The 25,211-nt window shown below is 67.4% G+C and carries 32 protein-coding genes; 31 read left to right on the top strand and 1 reads right to left on the bottom strand.

What is annotated here, in order from left to right; all coding sequences use genetic code 11:
* Nucleotides 1-6: 6 nt before the first annotated feature.
* Together fusA and tuf are read left to right on the top strand one after the other, a co-directional pair.
* Entirely contained in the window at nt 7-2,133 is a 2,127-nt protein-coding gene (gene fusA, locus OHO27_RS16575; RefSeq protein ID WP_190073629.1) for an elongation factor G, read from the top strand.
* 154 nt (nt 2,134-2,287) lie between these two features.
* A complete protein-coding gene (gene tuf, locus OHO27_RS16570) occupies nt 2,288-3,481 on the top strand; it encodes an elongation factor Tu (protein ID WP_030046358.1) in 1,194 nt (397 codons plus the stop codon).
* Nucleotides 3,482-3,574: 93 nt separating this feature from the next.
* Here the strand turns inward: tuf and OHO27_RS16565 are convergent, their stop codons facing one another.
* Complete coding sequence (locus tag OHO27_RS16565; protein ID WP_328424644.1) at nt 3,575-4,123, bottom strand: hypothetical protein; 549 nt, start codon at nt 4,121-4,123, stop codon at nt 3,575-3,577.
* 376 nt (nt 4,124-4,499) lie between these two features.
* Here OHO27_RS16565 and OHO27_RS16560 point away from each other — a divergent pair, with 376 nt between their 5' ends.
* From OHO27_RS16560 to rplR, 29 genes are all read left to right on the top strand, one after another.
* Entirely contained in the window at nt 4,500-5,087 is a 588-nt protein-coding gene (locus OHO27_RS16560) for a putative colanic acid biosynthesis acetyltransferase (RefSeq protein WP_328424642.1), read from the top strand.
* A 23-nt stretch (nt 5,088-5,110) separates the two neighbouring features.
* Entirely contained in the window at nt 5,111-6,217 is a 1,107-nt protein-coding gene (locus OHO27_RS16555; RefSeq protein WP_328424640.1) for a glycosyltransferase, read from the top strand.
* A gap of 30 nt (nt 6,218-6,247) precedes the next feature.
* Entirely contained in the window at nt 6,248-6,991 is a 744-nt protein-coding gene (locus tag OHO27_RS16550) for a CDP-alcohol phosphatidyltransferase family protein (RefSeq protein WP_328424638.1), read from the top strand.
* Between the two features lie 121 nt (nt 6,992-7,112).
* Nucleotides 7,113-8,093, top strand: a complete 981-nt coding sequence (locus OHO27_RS16545) for an NAD-dependent epimerase/dehydratase family protein (RefSeq protein ID WP_328424636.1) — start codon at nt 7,113-7,115, stop codon at nt 8,091-8,093.
* 28 nt (nt 8,094-8,121) lie between these two features.
* Nucleotides 8,122-9,321, top strand: a complete 1,200-nt coding sequence (locus OHO27_RS16540) for a glycosyltransferase family 4 protein (protein ID WP_328424634.1) — start codon at nt 8,122-8,124, stop codon at nt 9,319-9,321.
* 153 nt (nt 9,322-9,474) lie between these two features.
* Nucleotides 9,475-10,905, top strand: a complete 1,431-nt coding sequence (locus tag OHO27_RS16535; RefSeq protein WP_328424632.1) for a hypothetical protein — start codon at nt 9,475-9,477, stop codon at nt 10,903-10,905.
* Nucleotides 10,902-12,509, top strand: a complete 1,608-nt coding sequence (locus OHO27_RS16530; protein ID WP_328424630.1) for a hypothetical protein — start codon at nt 10,902-10,904, stop codon at nt 12,507-12,509. The genes OHO27_RS16535 and OHO27_RS16530 overlap by 4 nt, the downstream gene beginning before the upstream one ends.
* Complete coding sequence (locus OHO27_RS16525) at nt 12,506-14,062, top strand: oligosaccharide flippase family protein (protein WP_328424628.1); 1,557 nt, start codon at nt 12,506-12,508, stop codon at nt 14,060-14,062. The genes OHO27_RS16530 and OHO27_RS16525 overlap by 4 nt, the downstream gene beginning before the upstream one ends.
* Nucleotides 14,063-14,136: 74 nt before the next feature.
* Entirely contained in the window at nt 14,137-14,931 is a 795-nt protein-coding gene (locus tag OHO27_RS16520; protein WP_328424626.1) for a hypothetical protein, read from the top strand.
* Nucleotides 14,889-15,671, top strand: coding sequence for a hypothetical protein (locus tag OHO27_RS16515; protein ID WP_328424624.1), 783 nt, complete (start codon nt 14,889-14,891; stop codon nt 15,669-15,671). The genes OHO27_RS16520 and OHO27_RS16515 overlap by 43 nt, the downstream gene beginning before the upstream one ends.
* A complete protein-coding gene (locus OHO27_RS16510) occupies nt 15,668-16,153 on the top strand; it encodes an adenylyltransferase/cytidyltransferase family protein (RefSeq protein WP_328424622.1) in 486 nt (161 codons plus the stop codon). The genes OHO27_RS16515 and OHO27_RS16510 overlap by 4 nt, the downstream gene beginning before the upstream one ends.
* 537 nt (nt 16,154-16,690) lie before the next feature.
* Entirely contained in the window at nt 16,691-16,999 is a 309-nt protein-coding gene (gene rpsJ / locus OHO27_RS16505) for a 30S ribosomal protein S10 (RefSeq protein WP_003948644.1), read from the top strand.
* A 17-nt stretch (nt 17,000-17,016) separates the two neighbouring features.
* Nucleotides 17,017-17,661, top strand: coding sequence for a 50S ribosomal protein L3 (rplC, locus tag OHO27_RS16500; protein WP_328424620.1), 645 nt, complete (start codon nt 17,017-17,019; stop codon nt 17,659-17,661).
* Nucleotides 17,662-17,669: 8 nt separating this feature from the next.
* Nucleotides 17,670-18,326: a 50S ribosomal protein L4 gene (gene rplD, locus OHO27_RS16495; RefSeq protein WP_328424618.1), complete on the top strand. Its 657-nt coding sequence runs from the start codon at nt 17,670-17,672 to the stop codon at nt 18,324-18,326.
* The gene (gene rplW / locus OHO27_RS16490; protein WP_328424616.1) at nt 18,326-18,745 is read left to right on the top strand and encodes a 50S ribosomal protein L23; all 420 of its coding nucleotides are present in this window, start codon (nt 18,326-18,328) and stop codon (nt 18,743-18,745) included. Before rplD ends, rplW begins: the two co-directional genes overlap by 1 nt.
* Nucleotides 18,746-18,785: 40 nt before the next feature.
* Nucleotides 18,786-19,622 carry a 50S ribosomal protein L2 gene (rplB, locus tag OHO27_RS16485; RefSeq protein WP_062706768.1) on the top strand — a complete coding sequence of 279 codons (837 nt, stop codon included), beginning with the start codon at nt 18,786-18,788 and terminating at the stop codon, nt 19,620-19,622.
* Nucleotides 19,623-19,634: 12 nt separating this feature from the next.
* Nucleotides 19,635-19,916, top strand: coding sequence for a 30S ribosomal protein S19 (rpsS, locus tag OHO27_RS16480; RefSeq protein WP_328424611.1), 282 nt, complete (start codon nt 19,635-19,637; stop codon nt 19,914-19,916).
* 44 nt (nt 19,917-19,960) lie between these two features.
* A complete protein-coding gene (rplV, locus tag OHO27_RS16475) occupies nt 19,961-20,308 on the top strand; it encodes a 50S ribosomal protein L22 (RefSeq protein WP_026290933.1) in 348 nt (115 codons plus the stop codon).
* Nucleotides 20,308-21,129: a 30S ribosomal protein S3 gene (gene rpsC / locus OHO27_RS16470; RefSeq protein WP_037680401.1), complete on the top strand. Its 822-nt coding sequence runs from the start codon at nt 20,308-20,310 to the stop codon at nt 21,127-21,129. Before rplV ends, rpsC begins: the two co-directional genes overlap by 1 nt.
* Before the next feature lie 5 nt (nt 21,130-21,134).
* Entirely contained in the window at nt 21,135-21,554 is a 420-nt protein-coding gene (rplP, locus tag OHO27_RS16465) for a 50S ribosomal protein L16 (RefSeq protein WP_004927269.1), read from the top strand.
* The gene (rpmC, locus tag OHO27_RS16460; protein WP_003998824.1) at nt 21,554-21,778 is read left to right on the top strand and encodes a 50S ribosomal protein L29; all 225 of its coding nucleotides are present in this window, start codon (nt 21,554-21,556) and stop codon (nt 21,776-21,778) included. Before rplP ends, rpmC begins: the two co-directional genes overlap by 1 nt.
* Nucleotides 21,778-22,065 (top strand): 30S ribosomal protein S17, encoded by a 288-nt coding sequence (gene rpsQ, locus OHO27_RS16455; protein WP_053753927.1) that lies wholly within the window; start codon nt 21,778-21,780, stop codon nt 22,063-22,065. Before rpmC ends, rpsQ begins: the two co-directional genes overlap by 1 nt.
* Nucleotides 22,066-22,170: 105 nt before the next feature.
* Entirely contained in the window at nt 22,171-22,539 is a 369-nt protein-coding gene (gene rplN / locus OHO27_RS16450) for a 50S ribosomal protein L14 (RefSeq protein WP_003998823.1), read from the top strand.
* A gap of 2 nt (nt 22,540-22,541) precedes the next feature.
* On the top strand, nt 22,542-22,865 hold the full coding sequence (gene rplX, locus OHO27_RS16445) for a 50S ribosomal protein L24 (protein ID WP_266823214.1): 324 nt from the start codon (nt 22,542-22,544) through the stop codon (nt 22,863-22,865).
* The gene (gene rplE, locus OHO27_RS16440) at nt 22,865-23,422 is read left to right on the top strand and encodes a 50S ribosomal protein L5 (protein ID WP_020135807.1); all 558 of its coding nucleotides are present in this window, start codon (nt 22,865-22,867) and stop codon (nt 23,420-23,422) included. Before rplX ends, rplE begins: the two co-directional genes overlap by 1 nt.
* Nucleotides 23,423-23,427: 5 nt before the next feature.
* A complete protein-coding gene (locus tag OHO27_RS16435) occupies nt 23,428-23,613 on the top strand; it encodes a type Z 30S ribosomal protein S14 (protein WP_003948630.1) in 186 nt (61 codons plus the stop codon).
* Between the two features lie 213 nt (nt 23,614-23,826).
* Nucleotides 23,827-24,225 carry a 30S ribosomal protein S8 gene (gene rpsH, locus OHO27_RS16430; protein ID WP_007384075.1) on the top strand — a complete coding sequence of 133 codons (399 nt, stop codon included), beginning with the start codon at nt 23,827-23,829 and terminating at the stop codon, nt 24,223-24,225.
* Nucleotides 24,226-24,249: 24 nt separating this feature from the next.
* Nucleotides 24,250-24,789: a 50S ribosomal protein L6 gene (gene rplF / locus OHO27_RS16425; protein WP_328424606.1), complete on the top strand. Its 540-nt coding sequence runs from the start codon at nt 24,250-24,252 to the stop codon at nt 24,787-24,789.
* Between the two features lie 3 nt (nt 24,790-24,792).
* Complete coding sequence (gene rplR, locus OHO27_RS16420; protein ID WP_328424604.1) at nt 24,793-25,176, top strand: 50S ribosomal protein L18; 384 nt, start codon at nt 24,793-24,795, stop codon at nt 25,174-25,176.
* Nucleotides 25,177-25,211 lie beyond the last annotated feature (35 nt).

The raw sequence follows: 25,211 nt of genomic DNA, 5'->3' as shown, positions 1-25,211 counted from the left end.
GCCACTATGGCTACCACTTCACTTGACCTGGCCAAGGTCCGCAACATCGGGATCATGGCCCACATCGACGCGGGCAAGACGACCACCACCGAGCGGATCCTGTTCTACACCGGTGTGTCTTACAAGATCGGTGAGGTCCACGACGGCGCTGCCACCATGGACTGGATGGAGCAGGAGCAGGAGCGTGGCATCACGATCACGTCTGCTGCGACCACCTGTCACTGGCCGCTCGAGGACAACGACTACACCATCAACATCATCGACACCCCGGGGCACGTCGACTTCACCGTTGAGGTGGAGCGCTCCCTGCGTGTGCTCGACGGTGCCGTGACGGTGTTCGACGGTGTCGCCGGTGTCGAGCCGCAGTCCGAGACGGTGTGGCGTCAGGCCGACCGTTACGGCGTGCCGCGTATCTGCTTCGTCAACAAGCTGGACCGTACCGGCGCCGAGTTCCACCGCTGCGTGGACATGATCTCGGACCGCCTGGGCGCCCAGCCGCTGGTCATGCAGCTTCCGATCGGCGCCGAGGCCGACTTCAAGGGCGTCGTGGACCTGGTCCGCATGAAGGCGCTCGTGTGGTCCGCCGAGGCCGCCAAGGGCGAGATGTACGACGTCGTCGACATCCCGGCCACGCACACCGAGGCTGCCGAGGAGTACCGCGGCAAGCTGATCGAGGGCGTCGCCGAGAACGACGAAGAGATCATGGAGCTGTACCTGGAGGGCCAGGAGCCCACCGAGGAGCAGCTGTACGCCGCGATCCGTCGCATCACCATCGCGTCCGGCAAGTCCAGCGACACCACGGTCACCCCGGTGTTCTGTGGCACCGCGTTCAAGAACAAGGGCGTCCAGCCCCTGCTCGACGCGGTCGTGCGCTACCTGCCGACCCCGCTCGACGTCGAGGCCATCGAGGGCCACGACGTGAAGGACCCCGAGCTGGTCGTCAAGCGCAAGCCGTCCGACGACGAGCCGCTGTCCGCGCTGGCGTTCAAGATCATGAGCGACCCGCACCTCGGCAAGCTCACCTTCGTCCGGGTTTACTCGGGCCGCCTGGAGTCCGGCACCGCCGTGCTGAACTCCGTCAAGGGCAAGAAGGAGCGCATCGGCAAGATCTACCGCATGCACGCGAACAAGCGTGAGGAGATCGACTCGGTGGGCGCCGGCGACATCATCGCCGTCATGGGCCTGAAGCAGACCACCACCGGTGAGACGCTGTCCGACGACAAGAACCCGGTCATCCTGGAGTCCATGGACTTCCCGGCGCCGGTCATCCAGGTCGCCATCGAGCCCAAGTCGAAGGGCGACCAGGAGAAGCTGGGCGTCGCGATCCAGCGCCTGGCCGAGGAGGACCCGTCCTTCCAGGTCCACTCGGACGAGGAGACCGGCCAGACCATCATCGGTGGTATGGGCGAGCTGCACCTCGAGGTGCTGGTCGACCGTATGCGCCGTGAGTTCAAGGTCGAGGCCAACGTCGGCAAGCCGCAGGTCGCCTACCGTGAGACGATCCGCAAGGCCGTCGAGCGCGTCGACTACACGCACAAGAAGCAGACTGGTGGTACCGGCCAGTTCGCGAAGGTGCAGATCGCGATCGAGCCGATCGAGGGCGGCGACGCCTCGTACGAGTTCGTGAACAAGGTGACCGGTGGTCGTATCCCGAAGGAGTACATCCCTTCGGTCGACGCCGGTGCGCAGGAGGCCATGCAGTTCGGCATCCTCGCCGGTTACGAGATGACCGGCGTGCGCGTCACCCTCATCGACGGTGGCTACCACGAGGTCGACTCCTCGGAGCTCGCCTTCAAGATCGCCGGTTCGCAGGCCTTCAAGGAGGCCGCGCGTAAGGCCAGCCCCGTGCTCCTCGAGCCGATGATGGCCGTCGAGGTCACCACGCCCGAGGACTACATGGGCGAGGTCATCGGCGACATCAACTCCCGCCGTGGCCAGATCCAGGCCATGGAGGAGCGGGCGGGTGCTCGCGTCGTGAAGGGCCTCGTGCCCCTCTCGGAGATGTTCGGCTACGTCGGCGACCTGCGCAGCAAGACGTCCGGCCGTGCCAGCTACTCCATGCAGTTCGACTCCTACGCCGAGGTTCCGCGGAACGTCGCCGAGGAGATCATCGCGAAGGCCAAGGGCGAGTAACGCACCGCGTTCACACGCTTTAGGCTTGACTCCGGAGCCTTGAGGGGCAAACACCCGCAAACACGGATGTTTGCCCCAGGGCCCGGGCTTTCCAGCAAAGATCACCTGGCGCCGATGAAGCAAGGCGTTCAGAACCACTCCACAGGAGGACCCCGTGGCGAAGGCGAAGTTCGAGCGGACTAAGCCCCACGTCAACATCGGCACCATCGGTCACATCGACCACGGTAAGACGACCCTTACGGCCGCCATTACCAAGGTGCTGCACGACGCGTACCCGGACCTGAACGAGGCCTCGGCCTTCGACCAGATCGACAAGGCTCCCGAGGAGCGCCAGCGCGGTATCACCATCTCCATCGCGCACGTCGAGTACCAGACCGAGACGCGTCACTACGCCCACGTCGACTGCCCCGGTCACGCGGACTACATCAAGAACATGATCACCGGTGCTGCCCAGATGGACGGCGCCATCCTCGTGGTCGCCGCCACCGACGGCCCGATGCCGCAGACCAAGGAGCACGTGCTCCTGGCCCGCCAGGTCGGCGTTCCGTACATCGTCGTCGCCCTGAACAAGGCCGACATGGTGGACGACGAGGAGATCCTGGAGCTCGTCGAGCTCGAGGTTCGTGAGCTGCTCTCCGAGTACGAGTTCCCGGGCGACGACCTGCCGGTCGTCAAGGTCTCGGCGCTCAAGGCCCTTGAGGGCGACAAGGAGTGGGGCAACACCGTCCTCGAGCTCATGAAGGCTGTGGACGAGAACATCCCGCAGCCCGAGCGTGACGTCGACAAGCCGTTCCTGATGCCGATCGAGGACGTCTTCACGATCACCGGTCGCGGTACGGTCGTCACCGGCCGTATCGAGCGTGGTGTCCTGAAGGTCAACGAGACCGTTGACATCGTGGGCATCAAGCAGGAGAAGACCACCACCACGGTCACCGGCATCGAGATGTTCCGCAAGCTGCTCGATGAGGGCCAGGCCGGTGAGAACGTCGGTCTGCTGCTCCGCGGCATCAAGCGCGAGGACGTCGAGCGCGGCCAGGTCATCATCAAGCCCGGTTCGGTCACGCCGCACACCGAGTTCGAGGCCCAGGCCTACATCCTGTCCAAGGACGAGGGTGGCCGCCACACGCCGTTCTTCAACAACTACCGTCCGCAGTTCTACTTCCGCACGACGGACGTGACCGGCGTTGTGACCCTCCCCGAGGGCACCGAGATGGTCATGCCGGGTGACAACACCGAGATGAAGGTGGAGCTCATCCAGCCCGTCGCCATGGAAGAGGGCCTGAAGTTCGCCATCCGTGAGGGTGGCCGGACCGTGGGCGCCGGCCAGGTCACCAAGATCAACAAGTAAGCTTGTTGGTTTGACCTGGTAGCTCCAGCGAGCTCCTGAAGGGGCCCGTACGACTTCGGTCGTGCGGGCCCCTTTGCTGTGTGCCGCTAGGCGTCAGGTGTTGTCGCCGTCCGGGACGATGCAGAAGGCGACGTGACTGAGGTCTGCGAAATTGCCGCTCGGGTTGATCGGGGAGTGGAGCGTCTCGTCAGCCTCGATCTGGCCGGCCATCGTGGTCCGGTAGTCGTAGACGTTCGCGTTGTTGCTGCCCTTGACGATGACCGCACCGGCGGCGAAGGGGCTACCGATGCCGAAATCGAACGAGAGAAGCTGCCCTTGCTCCCCCTCCGTGACGCCGAGGGTGATCGTTCCGTTCTGGCCGCCGGAAGAGAAGTTGATCACCTCTCCGTTCACGGGTGCGTCCGGGGCGGTTTCGTCAGTATCGACCTCGAGTGCGAACCCGTTGATGTCCGAGCAGTCAGGGTTCACCTCCGCTGTGTACTCAACGGGCGCCACCTCGGCCGATAGCTGAGGCCCCGGCTGGGCCGAAGCAGTGCCCGCCGTGAAGGTGACGGCGAGCGCCGTGGTCAGGCCGAGGCCGACGCACCGCGCTCCCCATCTGGCTCGCGTCGACCGGGTGGTTGCTTGAGTGGTTGCTCGCACGACGAGTGCTCCTTTTGGTCTGGGGGTACCGGATCTCGCCCGTGCGGATCGCCGTGCACTCTCCATCACGATTCGAGTGATGATTCGCATCCGCCGCCGGGCATCTGATCATTTGCACAATGTGACCGGCGCCGCTCTCCGGAGATCCCTCGTGCTGGGCCGACCGGGTTCTGGAGCACCGGAAAGGCCGAGTCACCCATGACTTCGTGGAGGTGCTGGACGGGCCCCACTGACCTCGGGGGGCCGAAGAGGCGGTTGCGGGTCTTCCGAGTGGTCGAGCCTGTCGGCAACACGCCCGTATGTGCTGGTTCGTGCGGTGAGTTCATAGCAGCTTTATGTAAATCGCATATCTCCCGGCTCAGGAAGGGCTACCCGCATGGCAGAGACCGCAGCGCCGCCGGATTCGGGCACCCGCACACGCCAGTCCGACCGCGGGGCGGTCGTCGAGCGTTCCCTGCGGGGTTTCACGGGGGCGGGCTACGACAAGGGGCGGCCCTGGCTGGTCCAGGCCGCGTGGTTCGCCGTACTGCATCTCGTGTTCCGCAAGTGGTGGTTCCCGGCTCGCTGGCGGCCCGTGGTGCTGCGGGCGTTCGGCGCGCGGATTGGGCGGCGGGTGCTGATCCGGCACGGTGTCCGGGTGCACTGGCCCTGGCGGCTGTCCGTCGGCGACGACGTGTGGATCGGTGAGGGTGCCTGGTTGCTGAACCTTCAGCCGATCACGATCGGCAGCGACGTGTGCGTCTCGCAGGACGCGTTCCTGTGCACGGGAAGCCACCAGCACCGCAGCCCCACCATGGAGTTCGACAACGGGCCGATCCGCCTGGAGCCCGGGTCCTGGGTCGCGGCGCGGGCCGTCGTACTGCGCGGTGTGACCGTCGGCCGGAGCGCGGTGGTCGGTGCCTCGGCGGTCGCCCACCGTGACCTCGCCCCCGGTGAGGTCATCACCCGTGGGGCCGCGGCATGAGAGTCGTCCATGTGGTGACGCTCGTGAGCGACGACGGAGCGTACGGCGGTCCGACGAGCGTGGCCGCCGGGCACTTGGAGGAGTGCGCAGCCCGAGGCCACGAGGTCACGCTGGTGTCGCTGTGGCGAGGCAGGTCCTCGGCGCCGAAACGCCTCGGCTCGGTGCCGCTGCGGACGCGTCCGGCCCGCTCACTGCTCCCGGGGCGCTTCACCGGGCTCATGCACCCGCTGCTGGTCAGGGACCTGTGGGTGTCGATGGGCAGGGCCGACGTGGTCCATGTCCACGCGGGGCGCGACCTTGTCTCTCTCGCGGCGCTCGCCGTCGCCGCGCTGCGCCGCAAGAAGTTCTTCACGCAGACACATGGCATGGTGCAGCCCCGGCACGCGGCCGTTGCCAGGCTCTTCGACCGCGTCTACGTCCCGCTGCTGCGGCGGGCGCAGGGCTGTCTGGTTCTCACCGAGCACGAGCGCCGGGCCGTGGCCGAGGTCATCGGTGCAGGCGGTCCGCCGCTGATGACCCTGCCCAACGGGGTGCGTCCCGAGCCCGGGGGAGGGGCTGAGCGGCCGCGGCGCGAGCGGGAGGTGCTCTTCCTCGCCCGACTGCACCCGCGCAAACGCCCCGAGGCGTTCGTCGAGATGGCCGCTCTGGTGCATCGGCGGATGCCCGACGCCCGGTTCACCATCCACGGGGCGGACGAGGGGATGCTGCCGACGGTGCGCCGGCTGATCGCCGCCCATGGGCTGCAGGGCATCGTCTCCTACGGCGGGGCGCTGCGGCACCCGGAGGCGGTACGGGCGTATGCGAGGGCGGCGGTCTACGTGCTGCCCAGTGTGGACGAGCCGTTCCCGATGACCGTGATGGAGGCTCTCTCGGCCGGCACCCCCGTGGTGTGCACGGACAGCTGTGGCATCGCGGACGAGCTGGCCCACCGAGGGGCGGCGATGGTCACCGACGGCAGTCCCGAAGCGCTGGCCGACGCAGTGTGCGGTGTGCTGGCCGACGACGCCAAGCGAGACGCCCTCGTGGAGGCGGGGCATCGCGCCGTCCGGGAGGCGTTCTCGATCCATGCGGTGACGGATCGGCTGGAGACGATCTATCGGGGTGCCTGTCACGTGCCCTCTCGGGATTAGATCGCGCGCGGACGACTCCGAGAATTCGGTATGCGGTTGCTCCTTCTGCCCGTTCACGCACGAGGTCAGGTAATGGAATTCTCCAGCACGCTGCAGCAGCTCTCGAAGGTCCAGAAACCCGCCCAGGGGGTTTCCGTCTACGCACGGTTCGTCAACCGGCCGGCCGGGAGACTGCTCGCGGCAGCGGCGTACCGTATCGGGCTCTCACCCAACCATGTGACGGCCGTCAGCGCGCTGATCACCTTCGCGGCCGTTTTCTCGATTGCTCTGCGCCCGCCTTCGCATCTGTTGGGGCAGTGGGTCTCCCTCGCGCTGCTTCTCGGGTTCGCGCTCGATTCCGCGGACGGCCAGCTGGCCAGGCTGCACCGGTCGTCCAGCCTGCGCGGGGAGTGGCTGGACCATGTGGTGGACTGCGCGAAAATCCTGGGCATTCACGCGGCGGTGCTGATTTCCTTCTACCGCTTCTTCGATCTGACACAGCCCGCGCTGCTGCTCCCGGTCATCTTCCAGTTCGCCGCTGTCCTGCTGTTCTTCGGAGGGATTCTCACGGAACAGCTGAGAAGGCGAAGGGTGAGACCGCCGACCGGTCCGGTGCCCCCGCCTTCCGGTGTTCGCGGCATGGCCCTGCTGCCCGTGGACTACGGCCTGTTCTGCCTGAGTTTCCTGTTCCTCGGGAGCCAGAAGCTGTTCCTCGCGCTGTACGTCGCCCTGCTCGTGGGCCATGTCGTGCTGCTTCCGGCGTTCTTTGCCAAGTGGCTCCGCGAGCTCTCCTGACGCGAACTCGGACGGAGGTATCGGGCGCCTTGTGATGCGGAAACGCGCGGCATATCACATGAAAAGGTGTAAACAGTGATTAATCTGCCAGTCGGATTCCGGCTTTCCAGAAGGAGTTGCCATGAGCAAGCAGGTGGATGTCGTTGTCGCGGGTGGCGGAGGATTCATCGGTGGGCATCTCGCGGCCGACCTTTTGTCCCAGGGCCTGACCGTTCGTTGTGTCGACATCAAGCCGCGTCACGAGTGGCAGCAGATGCACGCCGGCGCAGAGAACGTCGTCGCTGATCTGTCCCTCCTCGAAAGCGCCCGCGCCGCAGTCCAAAACGCCCGTCAGGTGTACATGCTGGCCGCCGACATGGGCGGCATGGGATTCATCGAGAACCACAAGGCCGCCTGCATGATGTCGGTGCTGACCAGCACCCACATGCTCAAGGCCGCGCACGAGGCCGGCGTGGAGCGCTATTTCTACTCCTCGTCCGCCTGCGTGTACGCCGCCGGCAAACAGAGCGACCCGAAAGTCACCGCCCTCAAGGAGGAGGACGCCTACCCGGCCCAGCCCGAGGACGGCTACGGCTGGGAGAAGCTGTTCTCGGAGCGCATGTGCCGCCACTTCGAGGAGGACTACGGATTCACCTGCCGTGTCGCGCGCTACCACAATGTCTACGGCCCGGCGGGCACCTGGACCGGAGGCCGCGAGAAGGCCCCGGCGGCCGTGTGCCGCAAGATCGCCGAGGCGGTCATCTCCGGTGAGCACCGGATCGACATCTGGGGCGACGGCCGGCAGACCCGTTCCTTCATGTACATCGACGACTGCCTGCACGGCACGCGGATGCTCATGCACGGCACCAGCAGCGTCCCGGTCAACCTCGGCTCCTCCGAGCTGGTCACCATCAACCAACTGGTCGACATCGTCGAGGAGATCGCGGGCATCCGCTGCGAGCGCGCCTACCGGCTGGACGCGCCGCAGGGCGTACGCGGCCGCAACTCCGACAACGGCCTGATCCGCGAACTGTACGGCTGGGAGCCGTCGATCCCGCTGGCCGACGGGCTCGAGAAGACCTACGCCTGGGTCTTCGACCAGGTCAAGCGCGCTCGTTCCTGATCCCTCGAACCGGCCGGGAGAGCAGTACATGAGGATCCTCGTCCACGACTACAGCGGGCACCCGTTCCAGGCCCAGCTCAGCCGTGAACTGGCGTACCGCGGTCATGACGTCGTCCACTCGACCTGCTCGGCCTACGTCTCCGGGAAGGGCAACCTCGCCGCGGACAGCATCGCCGGCCTCCGCTTCGTCACCATCGGCGACCGCGTCGTACTGGACAAGGGCGCCTACGTCCGGCGTCTCTTCAAGGAGACGCGGCTGGGTCTGGAGCTGGCACGTCAGGTACGGCGCGAGAAGCCGGACGTGGCGATGCTGGCGAACCTGCCGATCCCGACCCTGGTCGTGGCCGCGTCGGCACTGAAGGCACTGCGTATCCCGTGGGTGCTGTGGCACCAGGACATCACCGCCGTCGCACTGAAGAGCTTCGCCGCCGCCGGGGTGTCGAGGCTGATGGGCGTCGCCGCCCGGGTCTTCGAGCAGGGCGAGAAGTGGTCGGCGCGACGGGCCTCGGCGATCGTCGTGATCGCCGACTCCTTCGTGCGGGTCCACCGGGAGTGGGGCACCGCGGACAAGGCCACCGTCATTCCCAACTGGGCGCCGCTGGACGAGATCCTCCCCGTGGCCCGCGCCAACGCGTGGTCGCGGGAGCACGGCCTCACCGGTGTCAGGACCGTGCTGTACTCGGGCACGATCGGCCTCAAGCACAACCCCGTCCTGCTGGTGCGGCTGGCCGAGACACTGCGTGAGCAGGGCGAGCGGGTCCGACTCGTCGTCGTCAACGACGGACCGGCCGTCCCGGTCATCAAGGAGGCCGCCGCCGCTCGGGGTGTCGACCTGACCCTGTTGCCCTTCCAGCCCTACGAGCGGCTGCCCGAGGTGCTGGGCGCGGGCGATGTGCTGGTCGTGCTGCTGACGGCGGACGCGGGAGAGTTCTCGGTCCCCTCCAAGACGCTGTCCTATCTGTGCGCCGGGCGCCCGGTGCTGGGCCTGATGCCGGCGGACAACCTGGCGGCGAAGCTGCTCCGGCGGGCCGGCTCGCCGGTGTTCGCCCCCGAGGAGTCCTCGCTGCCCGAAGCGGCCACATGGGTCCGGGAGGTACTGAACGACCCGGCGCGGGCGGAGTCGCTGGGCAAGGAGAGCCGGGCGCTGGCCGAGCGGGAGTTCGCCCTGGAGGGGTGCGCTTCGCGGTTCGAGGAAATTCTGCGGGCGGCCGGCCGCGCCGTCCCGTGATTATTCTGACTTCATAGTAATTCACGTCATGTGAAACGCCCTCTGAAATGCGGGGGATCGGCCTGGCCTTTGGGCTATAAATCTACCGGTGTCGATCCATTCCGTTTGCTCGCTCAATCGGGGGTGCAGGTGCGAGGCGGTGAACAGCGTTCCGTGGCAGCGGTGTGCTGCTGGACCTTCTTTTTCGTCGCCTTCCTGCCCGCGCTGATTCTTCAGGCCATCGACACGCGATTCGGGACGGCACTCGCCGTGCAGTGCGTCGTCGTGGTGCATACCGGAGTGGGGCTGGCCCGGGTGCTCACCGATACGTCGGTGCGCCTGGTCGCTTTCGGATTCTGGCTCTTCTCCTATGTATGGCTCGGTCTGGCGCCGCTCGCCATGCTCGCCACCGACACCTATCCGCTCGGCTACCGCAGCGGCGGGACGACCGCTTTCGCGGCCGCCATGCTGACGGAACTCGGTCTCCTCGCCTACACCGGGGGAGCGGCCCTGGCCGCCGGACGCAAGCGCCGCAGGTCGGCCGTACTGGAACCGCTGCTGTCCCGCACGCTCTCGCCGCTGCCCGTCCTCCTTCTGTGCGGCCTGTCGCTGTTGCTCGCGGTCGCGCTGATCCCCGGGCAGGAAGGCGGTCTGCGGGCCTACTTCACCAGCAGACAGGCTCTGTGGCAGTCGGACACCCAATCGGACACGGCGCACGCGCTGCGCGTCTGGTGCCTCGCCGTCCCGGCCTTCTGGTCCATGGTGGCCCTGGTCCACCTGCCCCGCCGGGCCACCGGCGACCGGTTGCTGCGCGCGGTCCGCCTGCTGCTGCTCCCGGCCCTGCTCACGCTCAACGTGATCGTCAACAATCCCATCAGCAGGCCGCGTTTCTGGGCCGGAACCGTCCTTCTGGTGCTGCTTTTCTCGTGGCACCGGTTCAACACCCCGCGGGCCTTTCGCGGCATCGCCGTGGCCATCACGGCCGTGGTGCTGTTCGCCTTCCCGTACAGCGACTACTTCCGTTACGACGAACGGGAAGCGCTGCAAGTCGTGGGACTGGCGGAGCAGTTCAGCACCACCATGGACTACGACGCATTCCAGCAAATGCAGACCGGCATCGACTATGTGCAGGAAAACGGCTTCGCTCCGTCGGCCCTGCTCGGTGTCGTCCTGGTCGTGATTCCTCGCACCATGTGGCCCGGAAAACCGCAGGCCACCGGTATCGAATTCGCCGAGTACGCGGGCTACGACTTCCACAACCTCTCCGCCCCGCTGTGGATCGAGAGTTACCTGTGGGGTGGTCCGCTGTGTGTCGTCGCGGTCTTCTGCCTGCTGGGCGCGGCCGGACGGCGGGTGGACGACATCAGGGCACGGCTGCGGGGACGGCAGAGCACCCTGGCGGTTCTGCTGGTCCCCGCCTTCGCCTTCTACCAGTTGATCTTCCTGCGCGGCAGCCTCATGGCGATCATCGCGCCCCTCGCGTTGCTCCTGATCGTTCCGCTCTTCCTCACCCGCGCCGCCGGGCGGTCCCGGAACCCGGCCCCGGTGCGGCCACCCGCCACCGCGGGCCACGCACTCATCCCCGGCCACAGGAGGCACCCGTGACCAGCCCCGTCGGCTTCGACGACCGGTACGACGACCCCGACGAGCTTCGCGACCAGGTGCGCCTGCTCCTGAGATACCGCGCGACCATCGTGCTGGGCGTGGTCCTGGGGCTGCTCGGCGGACTGCTCCTGGTCCTGCTGCGCGCGGGCAGTTACACCTCAACCGGTGAGGTGCTCGTGCGCCCCAGATCCGACCCCTTCAGCACGATCGGCGTGGGTGCGGACAGCCAGGTGAGCATGGGCACCGAGCGGCAGATCGCGCTCAGTGCGACCGTCGCGGCCCGGGCGGCGAAGGAACTGCGGCACAAGCACGGCGCCGACGCGCTGATGGCGGACCTGAGCGTGACGAACCTCCCGGACACCCAGGTCCTCCGCTTCGAGTACACGGCGGACACCGCGCAGCGCGCTGCCCGCGCCGCCAACGCGTTCGCCCGGGCCTACCTCGCCGATCGCCAGGACCGCTCCGAGGCCATGGCCGCCCGGATGGCCGCCGGACTGGAGCGGCAGATCACCGAGCTGACCAGGCGACTCGACACGAAGAAGGGCGACCCGCCCGTCGCCGGCGCCGCGGGACTGCGGGAACAGGTCGGCATCCTGCGCAAGAAGGTCTCGGACGTCAGGACCTATGACCCCTTCGCCGGCGACATCGTCCGCAGAGCCGAGCCGGCGGCGCGGCCCGCGGGACCCGGCCCCGGCTGGCTCATCGGGGCCGGTCTGCTCGGCGGTCTCATCCTGGGGGTCGTGCTCGCCTGGCTCCGATCCGCCCTGGAGCCGCGGGCACGCTCGGTCGGCGAGGTCCAGGAGGCGCTGCACGCTCCCGTACTGGGCATCCTCCCGGCCCCTGGCGCCGAGGGCGAACTGCTGGAGGTCGGCCGGGCGGACGGCAGCCGCGCGGAGGCGTACCGCGCCCTGGCCCTGCGTCTGCGGGGCAGCGACGGCCGTACGTCCCTGGGCAGGCTCATGATCGTGGCGCCGAGGCAGCAGCGAGGTGCCGAGGCCGTCGCCGTGAACCTCGCCGCCGCTCTCGCCGAGTCCGGTGACGACGTACGACTGGTGGACGCCACCGCGCACACTCCCGGCCTCTGGGCACGACTGCCGCTGTCGTCCGGCGACCCCGGGACGGACGACGTACCCGAGGGCGCAGTGGTCGTCGACGCGGGCGCGGCCGGGCGGTTCACGCTCTGCCCCCACAGCCGTGGCACCACCGGCGACGACGGGCCGGCGGTCCCGGCGGCGCGTGCCGTGCCGGATGCCGACTCCGTCGGGTCGACGCTCTTCCTCAGCCCGCCTCTGCTGGAACACGGTGACGGTCTGGTGCTCGCCCCGGGCGTGGACGGTGTGCTCGTGGTGGGCGCGCTGGACGACATCAGGCGCGGCGACCTCAAGCGCGTTCACGAGCTGGTCAGCTGCCTGGGCGGTCACCTCGTGGGCGCGGCGCTCCACGACGGCACCCGGCCCGGCCTGCTCCGCCGAGTCCTGGACAGCGACATGCTGCGCCGGCTGCGGGAGCGGAACGCGGCCACGACACCGTCCGCTCCGGCTGACGACGCCATGGCGAAGCCGACCACGCCCATGCGGGACGACACGCTCACCACCTCCCGGTGAGCACCTCCGGTACGACCGTCCCGGCCACCGGCGGGTCTACCGTCCGGTCCGGGGTCGCCGCCACCGCACGCGGTGGGTGGTGGGGTTTCCTGGGCTCGGCGGTCAACGCGGTCTTCGGCTATGTGCTGGTGGCCCTGGTCACCCGCGGGCTCGGGGCGTACGGGGCGGGCGCGGTGTTCACCTGCGTCGCGGCCTTCACCATCCTGTGCAACGCCTGCAAGCTCGGCGCCGACACCGGGCTGGTGCGCTTCGTCCCCGGTGACCTGGCCATCACCGGCGGCCGCAAGGTGGGCGCACTGCTGCGCAGCGCGGTCGTGCCGGGAGCCCTGGCGAGCACCACGGCCGCCGCACTGCTCTTCCTGTCGCCCGGCATGGCCACCGCGCTGCTGCCGAGTCTCGCCCCGGGGGACGCGGTGACCCTGGTCCGGCTGTTCGCCGTGTTCCTCCCCCTGGCCACGGTCACCCTGATCCTGCTGGGCGCCACCCAGGGCCACGGCACAGTGATCCCGTACGTCGGTGTCGAGCAGATCGGGAAGCCGGTACTGCGCGTTCTGATCGCCGTCCCGGTCCTGCTGCTGGCCCCGGGGGTGCTGAGCCTGGCCGCCGCCTGGCTCGTGCCCTCGCTGGCCGGTTTCCTCATCGCCGGGCTCGCACTGCGCAGGTGCCGCCGCAGGAGTACAGGACATGTCTCCGTACGGCACACCGTCGTACGGGAGACCGCCACTCGGCGCGGGTTCTGGGCGTTCGCCGCGCCCCGGGCCGTCTCGTCCGTCTTCGACATCAGCGCGGTCTGGCTGGGCGTCGTCCTGCTGTCCTCCCTGGCGACGAGCGAAGAGGCGGGCATCTACACCGCCGTCAGCCGCGTGGTCATCGCGGCAACGCTGCTCCAGCTCGCCATCCGGCTGGCCGTCGCTCCCGAGATCAGCCGTCTCCTCGCGCTGGGCGACCTCGCGCAGGCCGCTCATCTGCACCGCGTCTCGACGCGCTGGATCGTGCTGTTCTCCTGGCCACTGCTGGCCCTGCTCACGAGTTTCCCGGGCACCGTTCTGTCGCTGTTCGGACCGGAGTTCGAGCAGGGGGCGGGCGCGCTGGTGCTGCTCTGTCTCGCCTCGGCGGTCAACGTCGGGGTGGGAAACGCCCAGACGGTGCTGCTCATGGCGGGCAAGAGCACCTGGCATCTGGCGGTCACCGGCGTCGCGTTCACGGTGCAGCTGACGGTGGGGTTCCTCGCCATTCCCCGTCTCGGCGTCCTTGGCGCCGCCCTGTCCTGGGGGGCGGCGACCGTCGTGGAGAACGTCGTCGCGGCCGTGTTGGTGAGGCGGCATCCCGGCTTCACCTTCATCGACGGCGGATACCTGCTGGCGACCGCCGTCGCCCTGTGCCTCACCGTGCCGCTGGTCGCCGCCGCGAGGCTGCTGGCAGGTGACACGGCCGTCGGACTTGCCGTCGCAATCACCCTGGGATTGTGCGTATTTGGTATAGGTTTGTGGCGATTTCGTACAGCTTTGGGAGTGCACGAACTCGTCGGTGTGCTGCGCGAACGCACCCCATGAGGCCGTCCCGGAACCGGGACCGCCGCTCCATCTCCCCTTCCTCCACCCGTCCTTGCTGCAACCCGGGATGTTCCATGCGCCTGAGAAAAAGCACGAAGCGGGGGGCCACCGCGGCTTCGGTCGCGGCCCTCCTCGCGGCTGCCTCGCTCATCACCGCTTCGGCCTCGGTGGCCGACAGCGACGAAAAGACCCTGACCGCCGACCCCTTGGCGACCTGGCAGACCGACGGCATCGTCTGGTCGATCGAGTACGCACGCGGTGTCGTCTACGTCGGCGGGACCTTCAACAAGGTCCGGCCTCCGGGCGCCAAGCCCGGCCAGCGGGAGGTCGCACGCAAGAACTTCGCGGCCTTCGACGCCGTCACCGGCAAACTCCTGTCGTGCGCCCACCGCTTCACCGGCGCCGGAAACACCGTACGGGCGCTCAAGGCGACCGCGGACGGCAAGATGCTCTACGTCGGCGGCTCGTTCGCCGGCGCGGGCAAGGCCAGGGCGGCCAACGCGGTCGCGCTCGACACGGCCGGCTGCTCGCTGCGCAAGGACTTCCGCCCGAAGATCTCGTCGACCGTGCGGGCCATCGACGTCACGAAGGGTGCGGTCTACCTGGGCGGCGACTTCACGGCCGTCAACGGCCGGGAGAGGAGCGCATCGCGGCGTTCACCCGCCGAGGTGCGCTGCTGCCGTTCAAGGCGGAGATCGAGGCTCCGGTACGTGCCATCAGTGCTGCGCCCGAGTACGGCAAGATCATCGTCGGCGGCGACTTCCAGCTGGTCAACGAAGACCTGGAAGCCTCGCTCGTCGCCCTGCACCCCCGAACGGGGAAGACGGTGGCCCAGTACACGGACTGGCTGCCGGCCCGGTCGGTCGTGAAGGCGCTGGTCCGCGACAAGACCAAGTTCTATGTGGCGGCCGAGGGCAACGGGACGGGCATCTTCGACGGGCGCATCGCCGCCAGCCTCCGCACCGGCAAGCTGGTGTGGAGGGACACCTGCCTGGGCGCCACCCAGGCCCTCGCCCTGCACAACGGCGTTCTCTACAGCGGATCCCACGCCCACAACTGCCGTGACACACCGGGCGGATTCCCCGAGCACCACAACCGCCAGCACTTCCTGGCCCAGTCGACCCGTGACCGCCACATCCTGCACTGGTTCCCCGACACCAACGAGGGGATCGGCGAGCAGAACGGTCCCCGGGCCATGGCGATGGCCGGCGGCATCCTGTGGGCGGGCGGCGAGTTCACCACCGTCAACAACCGTCCGCAGCAGAGCCTGACGCGCTTCGGCGCCGGCCCCGACCGGGGGACTCCGGAGAACCCGCCCCGGCTCACGGCCTCGGTCCGCAGCGCCGGCCGGGTCACGCTCAGCTGGCGTGCCGCATGGGACCGGGACGACGCGGAGCTGAAGTACCTCATCTACCGGGACGGCCGGCTCGTGGCCACGCGGACCGGCCGGTCCCAGGAGTGGAACCGCCCCACGATGAAGTACACGGACACCGTCACCCCCGGCTCGCGCCATCGGTACACGATCGCCGTCAGCGACGGCCGGAACACCACGCTCAGGTCGCAGGCGCTCACAGTGACCGCGAAGGCCTCGAAGGAAAGCCCTCGATGAAGGAGCGTCTCGGCTACGCGCCAGGGGTCTTCGACCTCTTCCACGTGGGTCATCTGAATGTCCTGCGCCGGGCCCGCGGGCACTGCGACCGGCTCGTCGCCGGTGTGTGCTCGGACGACCTCGTGGTGCGCCTGAAAGGCAGGCCGCCCGTGGTCCCGCTCGCCGAGCGACTGCAGATCGTCCGCAGTGTGCGCTACGTGGACGAGACCTTCGTCGCGGCCGTGGACGACAAGATGGAGATCTGGAAGGAAGTCGGTTTCGACGTCATCTTCAAGGGTGACGACTGGCTCGGCACGGACGTCTGGACGACGCTCGAGACCGAATTCGCGACAGTGGGGGTGGAGGTCGTCTACTTCCCCTACACGGAGCACACCTCAAGCACGCTGCTCCGGGATGCGCTCCACCTTGTCGCCCCGCAGAAGCCGTCCGAGCCGCTGACGGGTCAGCTCGCCGGACCCCGTCCAGGAGGAGCGGAGAGCTGACGCAGACGAGAGCGGTCTGATGCTGGTGTGATTGACGGGTCCGTTGACGTTGCGGGCCCGTCAGTCCGTCTCTCCGCTCCCGGACCAGCTGACGCGCGCCCCGCCGGTCCCTGCTCCCGGCGGCCAGGGTTTGACCTACGTCACCCTCGGGGTATTCTCTCCGGCTCGATTGGCCAGCCCCCTGCCCCATATGGCAGACTGTCCGAGTTGCTCGGTCGAGTGTTGATGCTGCGCGCCTCCCGCCGGGAGGACCGGAAGCGAGTCCCACAGTACTCGTCGCCCTAACTGCCGTAAGGCAGCGCTGGGGCGGACGTACGGGAATCTTTCGGGAAGTGACAGTGCGACGCCGACCAGGCACCCGGTGGGCCTCCTAGCTCCCGGCTTGCGGTTCCGGAAGGGCCGTGTTCCCACGCAGGGATGTTCGATCAAGGGGCATCTGTGTCAGCGGGGGCGCGACACACCCGACCGCGTGGGTCGGAGGAGGTCAAGGGAACTCCGGGTTCCAGAGCGTTAGAGAGACAGGACTACTGAGTAGCCATGGCGGGACAGAAGATCCGCATCCGGCTCAAGGCCTACGACCACGAGGTCATCGACTCCTCGGCGAAGAAGATCGTCGAGACGGTGACGCGCACTGGTGCGTCGGTCGCGGGCCCGGTGCCGCTGCCCACTGAGAAGAACGTGTACTGCGTCATCAAGTCGCCGCACAAGTACAAGGACTCGCGCGAGCACTTCGAGATGCGCACGCACAAGCGCCTGATCGACATCCTCGACCCGACTCCCAAGACCGTTGACTCTTTGATGCGACTCGACCTCCCGGCCGGTGTCGACATCGAGATCAAGCTCTGAGGGCCGGTGATCTGAGAATGGCTAAGCAGATCAAGGGCATCCTGGGCGAGAAGCTCGGCATGACGCAGGTGTGGGACGCGAACAACCGTGTTGTTCCGGTCACCGTCGTCAAGGCCGGCCCCAACGTCGTCACCCAGGTCCGTACGAACGACGCCGACGGCTACGAGTCGGTCCAGATCGCCTTCGGCGAGATCGACCCGCGCAAGGTGAACAAGCCCCTCAAGGGTCACTTCGCCAAGGCCGACGTCACTCCCCGCCGCCACCTCGTCGAGATCCGCACCGCGGACGCCTCCGAGTACACGCTGGGTCAGGAGATCTCCGCGGAGGTCTTCGAGGCCGGCGTCAAGGTGGACGTGACCGGCAAGAGCAAGGGCAAGGGCTTCGCCGGTGTCATGAAGCGTCACAACTTCAAGGGCCTCGGCGCCGGACACGGCACCCAGCGCAAGCACCGCTCTCCCGGTTCCATCGGTGGCTGCGCCACCCCGGGCCGTGTGTTCAAGGGCCTCCGCATGGCGGGTCGCATGGGCAACGAGCGGGTCACCACCCAGAACCTGACCGTCCACGCCGTTGACGCGGAGAAGGGTCTGCTGCTCATCAAGGGCGCGGTTCCCGGTCCGAACGGCGGCCTCGTCCTGGTCCGCACTGCGGCCAAGGGGGCCTGAGGTAACCGATGAGCACTGTTGACATCCTTTCGCCGGCGGGCGACAAGGCCGGTTCCGTCGAGCTCCCTGCGGAGATCTTCGACGTAGAGAAGATCAGCGTTCCGCTGCTCCACCAGGTCGTCGTCGCACAGCTGGCCGCTGCCCGCCAGGGCACGCACAAGACCAAGACCCGCGGTGAAGTCCGTGGTGGTGGCAAGAAGCCTTACCGCCAGAAGGGCACCGGTCGCGCCCGTCAGGGTTCGACTCGCGCGCCGCAGTTCGCCGGTGGTGGCGTCGTGCACGGTCCCGTGCCGCGTGACTACTCGCAGCGGACCCCGAAGAAGATGAAGGCCGCGGCCCTGCGCCACGCCCTCACCGACCGGGCCCGCAACAACCGCATCCACGTCGTCTCCGGCGTGATCGAGGGCGACAACCCGTCCACGAAGGCCGCGAAGAGCCTGTTCGGCAAGATCTCGGAGCGCAAGAACCTGCTCCTGGTCGTCGAGCGCGCCGACGAGGCCGCGTGGCTGTCCGCCCGCAACCTGCCCCAGGTCCACATCCTGGAGCCGGGCCAGCTGAACACGTACGACGTTCTCGTCTCGGACGACGTGGTCTTCACCCAGGCCGCGTTCGAGTCCTTCGTGTCGGGCCCGAAGGCCAATGACACCGAAGGGAGCGAGGTCTGATGGCCATCCGTCACCCCGCCATTGCCTCGAAGGCCGCGAAGAAGGCCAAGGAGGCGCGCGTCAAGAAGGCGCGTCGCCACGCCGCCGAGGGCAAGAACACCGTCGTCACGCCGGTCAGCAAGGCGTTCACGGACCTCCGTGACATCTTGATCAAGCCGGTCGTGTCCGAGAAGAGCTACGCGCTCCTCGACGACAACAAGTACACGTTCGTCGTCGCCCCGGGCAGCAACAAGACCCAGATCAAGCAGGCCGTCGAGACGGTCTTCGAGGTCAAGGTCACCGGAGTCAACACGATCAACCGCCAGGGCAAGCGCAAGCGGACCCGCACGGGCTTCGGCCAGCGCGCGTCCACCAAGCGCGCGATCGTGACCCTCGCTGAGGGCGACCGTATCGACATCTTCGGCGGTCCGACCGCCTGAGGGCGGTCCGGATCGTCCGATATCGGACGAGGACTGAGAAATGGGAATCCGCAAGTACAAGCCGACTACGCCGGGCCGTCGTGGCTCCAGCGTCGCCGACTTCGTCGAGGTCACGCGGTCCACGCCGGAGAAGTCGTTGGTCCGCCCCCTGCACAGCAAGGGTGGCCGTAACAACTCCGGTCGTGTGACCGTCCGCCACCAGGGTGGTGGCCACAAGCGCGCCTACCGCGTGATCGACTTCCGTCGTCACGACAAGGACGGCGTGCCGGCGAAGGTCGCGCACATCGAGTACGACCCCAACCGCACCGCGCGCATCGCGCTGCTGCACTACGCCGACGGCGAGAAGCGCTACATCCTCGCCCCGCGCAACCTGCAGCAGGGTGACCGCGTGGAGAACGGTCCCGGGGCCGACATCAAGCCGGGCAACAACCTGGCGCTCCGCAACATCCCGGTCGGTACCACGATCCACGCGATCGAGCTCCGTCCCGGTGGCGGCGCCAAGTTCGCCCGCTCCGCCGGTGCCTCCGTGCAGCTGCTCGCGAAGGAGGGCTCGATGGCCCACCTCCGCATGCCTTCCGGTGAGATCCGCCTGGTCGACGTGCGCTGCCGCGCCACCGTCGGCGAGGTCGGCAACGCCGAGCAGAGCAACATCAACTGGGGCAAGGCCGGCCGTAAGCGCTGGCTGGGCGTTCGCCCGACCGTTCGCGGTGTGGCGATGAACCCGGTTGACCACCCCCACGGTGGTGGTGAGGGCAAGACCTCCGGTGGTCGCCACCCGGTCAGCCCCTGGGGTCAGAAGGAGGGTCGTACTCGTGCTCCCAAGAAGGCGAGCAACAAGTACATCGTCCGCCGCCGCAAGACGAACAAGAAGCGCTAGGAGCGGGTTTAGATGCCGCGCAGTCTCAAGAAGGGGCCCTTCGTCGACGACCACCTGATCAAGAAGGTGGAAGGACAGAACGAAGCAGGCACCAAGAACGTCATCAAGACCTGGTCCCGTCGCTCCATGATCGTGCCGGCCATGCTCGGCCACACGCTCGCGGTGCACAACGGCAAGACCCACATCCCGGTGTTCGTCACCGAGTCGATGGTCGGCCACAAGCTCGGCGAGTTCTCGCCGACGCGCACCTTCCGGGGTCACGTCAAGGACGACCGGAAGTCGAAGCGCCGCTAGTAGCGGATCGCATTCAGACACGTAAGTAACTGAGAGGGACAACCATGGAAGCCAGGGCCCAGGCGCGGTACATCCGCGTTACGCCCATGAAGGCCCGCCGCGTGGTGGACCTTATCCGTGGCATGGATGCCACGGAGGCTCAGGCTGTTCTGCGATTCGCTCCGCAGGCAGCCTCCGTGCCGGTCGGCAAGGTGCTCGACAGCGCCATTGCCAACGCCGCGCACAACTACGACCACCCGGACGCCTCCTCGCTGGTCATCAGCGAGGCGTACGTCGACGAGGGCCCGACCCTGAAGCGGTTCCGTCCGCGTGCCCAGGGCCGTGCCTACCGGATCCGCAAGCGGACCAGCCACATCACCGTGGTCGTCAGCAGCAAGGAAGGAACCCGGTAATGGGCCAGAAGGTAAACCCGCACGGGTTCCGGCTCGGTGTCACCACGGACTTCAAGTCCCGGTGGTACGCCGACAAGCTGTACAAGGACTACGTCAAGGAAGACGTCGCCATCCGTCGGATGATGACGTCCGGCATGGAGCGCGCCGGTATCTCGAAGGTTGAGATCGAGCGCACCCGTGACCGTGTGCGTGTGGACATCCACACCGCTCGTCCGGGCATCGTCATCGGCCGCCGTGGCGCCGAGGCCGACCGCATCCGCGGTGACCTCGAGAAGCTCACGGGCAAGCAGGTCCAGCTGAACATCCTCGAGGTCAAGAGCCCCGAGACGGACGCTCAGCTGGTTGCTCAGGCCGTTGCCGAGCAGCTCTCCTCCCGCGTCTCCTTCCGTCGCGCCATGCGTAAGAGCATGCAGGGCACGATGAAGGCCGGCGCCAAGGGCATCAAGATCCAGTGCGGTGGCCGCCTCGGTGGCGCCGAGATGTCCCGCTCGGAGTTCTACCGCGAGGGCCGTGTGCCCCTGCACACGCTCCGCGCGAACGTGGACTACGGCTTCTTCGAGGCCAAGACGACCTTCGGCCGCATCGGTGTGAAGGTCTGGATCTACAAGGGCGATGTCAAGAACATCGCCGAGGTCCGCGCCGAGAACGCTGCCGCCCGTGCGGGTAACCGCCCGGCTCGCGGTGGCGGCTCCGACCGCCCGGCCCGTGGTGGCCGCGGTGGCGAGCGGCGCGGTCGTAAGCCGCAGCAGGCTGCCGGCGCCGAGGCCCCCAAGGCCGAGGCCCCCGCCGCTCCGGCTGAGAGCACCGGAACGGAGGCCTGACCGAAATGCTGATCCCCCGTAGGGTCAAGCACCGCAAGCAGCACCACCCGAAGCGCCGTGGTCAGGCCAAGGGCGGTACGACGGTTGCGTTCGGCGAGTACGGCATCCAGGCCCTCACGCCGGCGTACGTGACCAACCGCCAGATCGAGGCGGCCCGTATCGCCATGACCCGCCACATCAAGCGTGGCGGCAAGGTCTGGATCAACATTTACCCGGACCGCCCCCTCACGAAGAAGCCTGCCGAGACCCGCATGGGTTCCGGTAAGGGTTCGCCGGAGTGGTGGATCGCGAACGTGCACCCGGGACGGGTCATGTTCGAGCTGTCCTACCCCAACGAGAAGATCGCCCGTGAGGCCCTGACTCGCGCAGCCCACAAGCTGCCGATGAAGTGCCGGATCGTCAAGCGCGAGGCAGGTGAAGCGTGATGTCGGCCGGTACCAAGGCGTCCGAGCTGCGCGAGCTGGGTGACGAGGAGCTTCTGGCGAAGCTTCGCGAAGCCAAGGAAGAGCTGTTCAACCTCCGCTTCCAGGCGGCGACGGGTCAGCTCGAGAACCACGGTCGGCTCAAGGCCGTCCGTAAGGACATCGCGCGGATCTACACCCTGATGCGTGAGCGCGAGCTGGGCATCGAGACGGTGGAGAGCGCCTGATGAGTGAGAGCAACGTGACTGAGCAGACTGCAGAGGCCCGCGGCTTCCGCAAGACCCGTGAGGGTCTCGTCGTCAGCGACAAGATGGACAAGACCGTCGTCGTCGCCGTCGAGGACCGCGTCAAGCACGCGCTGTACGGCAAGGTCATCCGCCGTACGAACAAGCTCAAGGCGCACGACGAGCAGAACGCTGCCGGCGTCGGCGACCGCGTCCTCCTGATGGAGACGCGTCCGCTGTCGGCGACCAAGCGCTGGCGCATCGTCGAGATCCTCGAGAAGGCCAAGTAATTTCCTGCGGGCAAACCCGCAGGTCAGTTCCGCCAGGCTCGGCAGGGGCACGCCTCGTCATGAGACGGCCCCTGCCGGGAACCGGCAGACAAACAGGAGATAGACGTGATCCAGCAGGAGTCGCGACTGCGTGTCGCCGACAACACTGGTGCGAAGGAGATCCTTTGCATCCGTGTGCTCGGTGGCTCCGGTCGCCGCTACGCGGGCATCGGTGACGTCATCGTCGCCACCGTCAAGGACGCGATCCCCGGTGGCAACGTGAAGAAGGGTGACGTCGTCAAGGCCGTCATCGTTCGCACCGTCAAGGAGCGCCGCCGTCCGGACGGCTCGTACATCCGCTTCGACGAGAACGCCGCCGTCATTCTGAAGAACGACGGCGACCCTCGCGGCACCCGTATCTTCGGCCCCGTAGGCCGTGAGCTGCGCGAGAAGAAGTTCATGAAGATCATCTCGCTCGCGCCGGAGGTGCTGTAAGCATGAAGATCAAGAAGGGCGACCTGGTCCAGGTCATCACCGGTAAGGACAAGGGCAAGCAGGGCAAGGTCATTGCCGCTTACCCGCGCGACGAGCGTGTCCTGGTCGAGGGTGTCAACCGGGTCAAGAAGCACACCAAGGCCGGCCCGACTGCCAAGGGCTCGCAGGCCGGCGGCATCGTCACGACCGAGGCGCCGATCCACGTCTCCAACGTCCAGCTGGTCGTTGAGAAGGACGGCAACAAGGTCGTCACGCGTGTCGGTTACCGCTTCGACGACGAGGGCAACAAGGTTCGCGTTGCCAAGCGGACGGGTGAGGACATCTGATGGCTACCACCACCACTCCGCGTCTCAAGACGAAGTACCGCGAGGAGATCGCGGGCAAGCTGCGTGACGAGTTCAAGTACGAGAACGTCATGCAGATCCCCGGCCTCGTCAAGATCGTGGTCAACATGGGTGTGGGCGACGCCGCCCGCGACTCCAAGCTGATCGAGGGCGCCATCCGCGACCTCACCACGATCACCGGTCAGAAGCCGGCCGTCACCAAGGCCCGCAAGTCCATCGCGCAGTTCAAGCTGCGTGAGGGCCAGCCGATCGGTGCCCACGTCACGCTCCGTGGCGACCGCATGTGGGAGTTCCTGGACCGCACCCTGTCGCTCGCGCTGCCGCGCATCCGCGACTTCCGTGGTCTGTCCCCCAAGCAGTTCGACGGCCGTGGCAACTACACCTTCGGTCTCACCGAGCAGGTCATGTTCCACGAGATCGACCAGGACAAGATCGACCGCACCCGGGGTATGGACATCACCGTGGTGACCACGGCGACCAACGACGCTGAGGGCCGTGCGCTCCTTCGTCACCTCGGCTTCCCCTTCAAGGAGGCGTGAGCGAGATGGCGAAGAAGGCTCTGATCGCGAAGGCTGCTCGCAAGCCCAAGTTCGGCGTGCGTGGCTACACGCGCTGCCAGCGTTGTGGCCGTCCCCACTCCGTGTACCGCAAGTTCGGCCTGTGCCGCGTGTGCCTTCGTGAGATGGCTCACCGTGGCGAGCTGCCGGGCGTGACCAAGAGCTCCTGGTAGTCCCGCTTTTAGGGATTCCAGAGGCTCTCGGTAAGCACTGGGCGTGTCAGGCGCCCTCCCTTCCATGGCTTAGGCTTGGAGGGTTGGGCGCCTGACAGTCGCCCGTACGACTTACTACGCCGTAGGTCCACCGCGCCGCACCCGTCCCGTCTCGGATCGGGGAGAGGGATGGCGCACCAGGAAACCCCGGCGAGAGAGGCCGAAGGCCAATTCATGACCATGACTGATCCGATCGCAGACATGCTTACGCGTCTGCGGAACGCGAACTCGGCATACCACGACTCCGTGACGATGCCGGCATCGAAGATCAAGTCGCACATCGCGGAGATCCTCCAGCAGGAGGGCTTCATCACGGGCTGGAAGGTCGAGGACGCCGAGGTCGGCAAGAACCTCGTTCTCGAGCTGAAGTTCGGCCCGAACCGTGAGCGCTCCATCGCGGGCATCAAGCGGATCTCCAAGCCCGGTCTCCGGGTGTACGCGAAGTCCACCAACCTGCCGAAGGTGCTCGGTGGCCTGGGCGTGGCGATCATCTCCACGTCCCACGGGCTCCTCACCGACAAGCAGGCCGGCAAGAAGGGCGTAGGCGGAGAAGTTCTCGCCTACGTCTGGTAGCGGAAGGGAACGGAGGAAACAGCTATGTCGCGCATTGGCAAGCTCCCCATCACGGTTCCCGCCGGCGTGGACGTCACCATCGACGGCCGTACGGTTTCGGTCAAGGGCCCCAAGGGCGAACTGACCCACACCGTTGCCGCGCCGATCGACATCGTCAGGGATGAGGACGGCGTTCTGAACGTCACCCGCCCGAACGACGAGCGTCAGAACAAGGCCCTGCACGGCCTGTCCCGCACGCTGGTGGCGAACATGATCACCGGCGTGACCCAGGGTTACGTGAAGAAGCTCGAGATCAGCGGTGTCGGTTACCGCGTTGCGGCCAAGGGATCGAACCTCGAGTTCGCGCTCGGCTACAGCCACTCGATCACCGTCGAGGCCCCCGAGGGCATCACCTTCAAGGTGGAGAACCCGACCCGTTTCTCGGTCGAGGGCATCGACAAGCAGAAGGTTGGCGAGGTTGCGGCCAACATCCGCAAGCTGCGCAAGCCCGACCCGTACAAGGCCAAGGGCGTCAAGTACGAGGGCGAAGTCATCCGCCGCAAGGTCGGAAAGGCGGGTAAGTAAGCCATGGCATACGGACAGAAGATCCTTAAGGGCGACGCCTACAAGCGCGCCGCGATCAAGCGCCGCCACATCCGGATCCGTAAGCACATCAACGGAACGGCGGAGCGTCCGCGTCTGGTCGTTACCCGCTCGAACCGCCACATCGTGGCCCAGGTGATCGACGACATCAAGGGTCACACCCTTGCGTCGGCGTCCACCCTGGACACCACGATCCGCGGCGGCGAGGGCGACAAGTCCACGCAGGCCAAGCAGGTCGGCGCCCTGGTCGCCGAGCGCGCCAAGGCCGCCGGCGTCGAGGCTGTCGTATTCGACCGTGGTGGCAATCAGTACGCCGGGCGCATTGCTGCCCTGGCGGACGCCGCCCGCGAAGCCGGGCTCAAGTTCTGAGCCGCTTCCGTAGCTAGCGGAAACAGAGAGAGGTA

Source organism: Streptomyces sp. NBC_00443 (assembly GCF_036014175.1).
Lineage (GTDB): Bacteria > Actinomycetota > Actinomycetes > Streptomycetales > Streptomycetaceae > Streptomyces.
The sequence above is the reverse complement of the archived record's forward strand: the minus strand, read 5'-3'. Positions and strand labels throughout refer to the sequence as shown.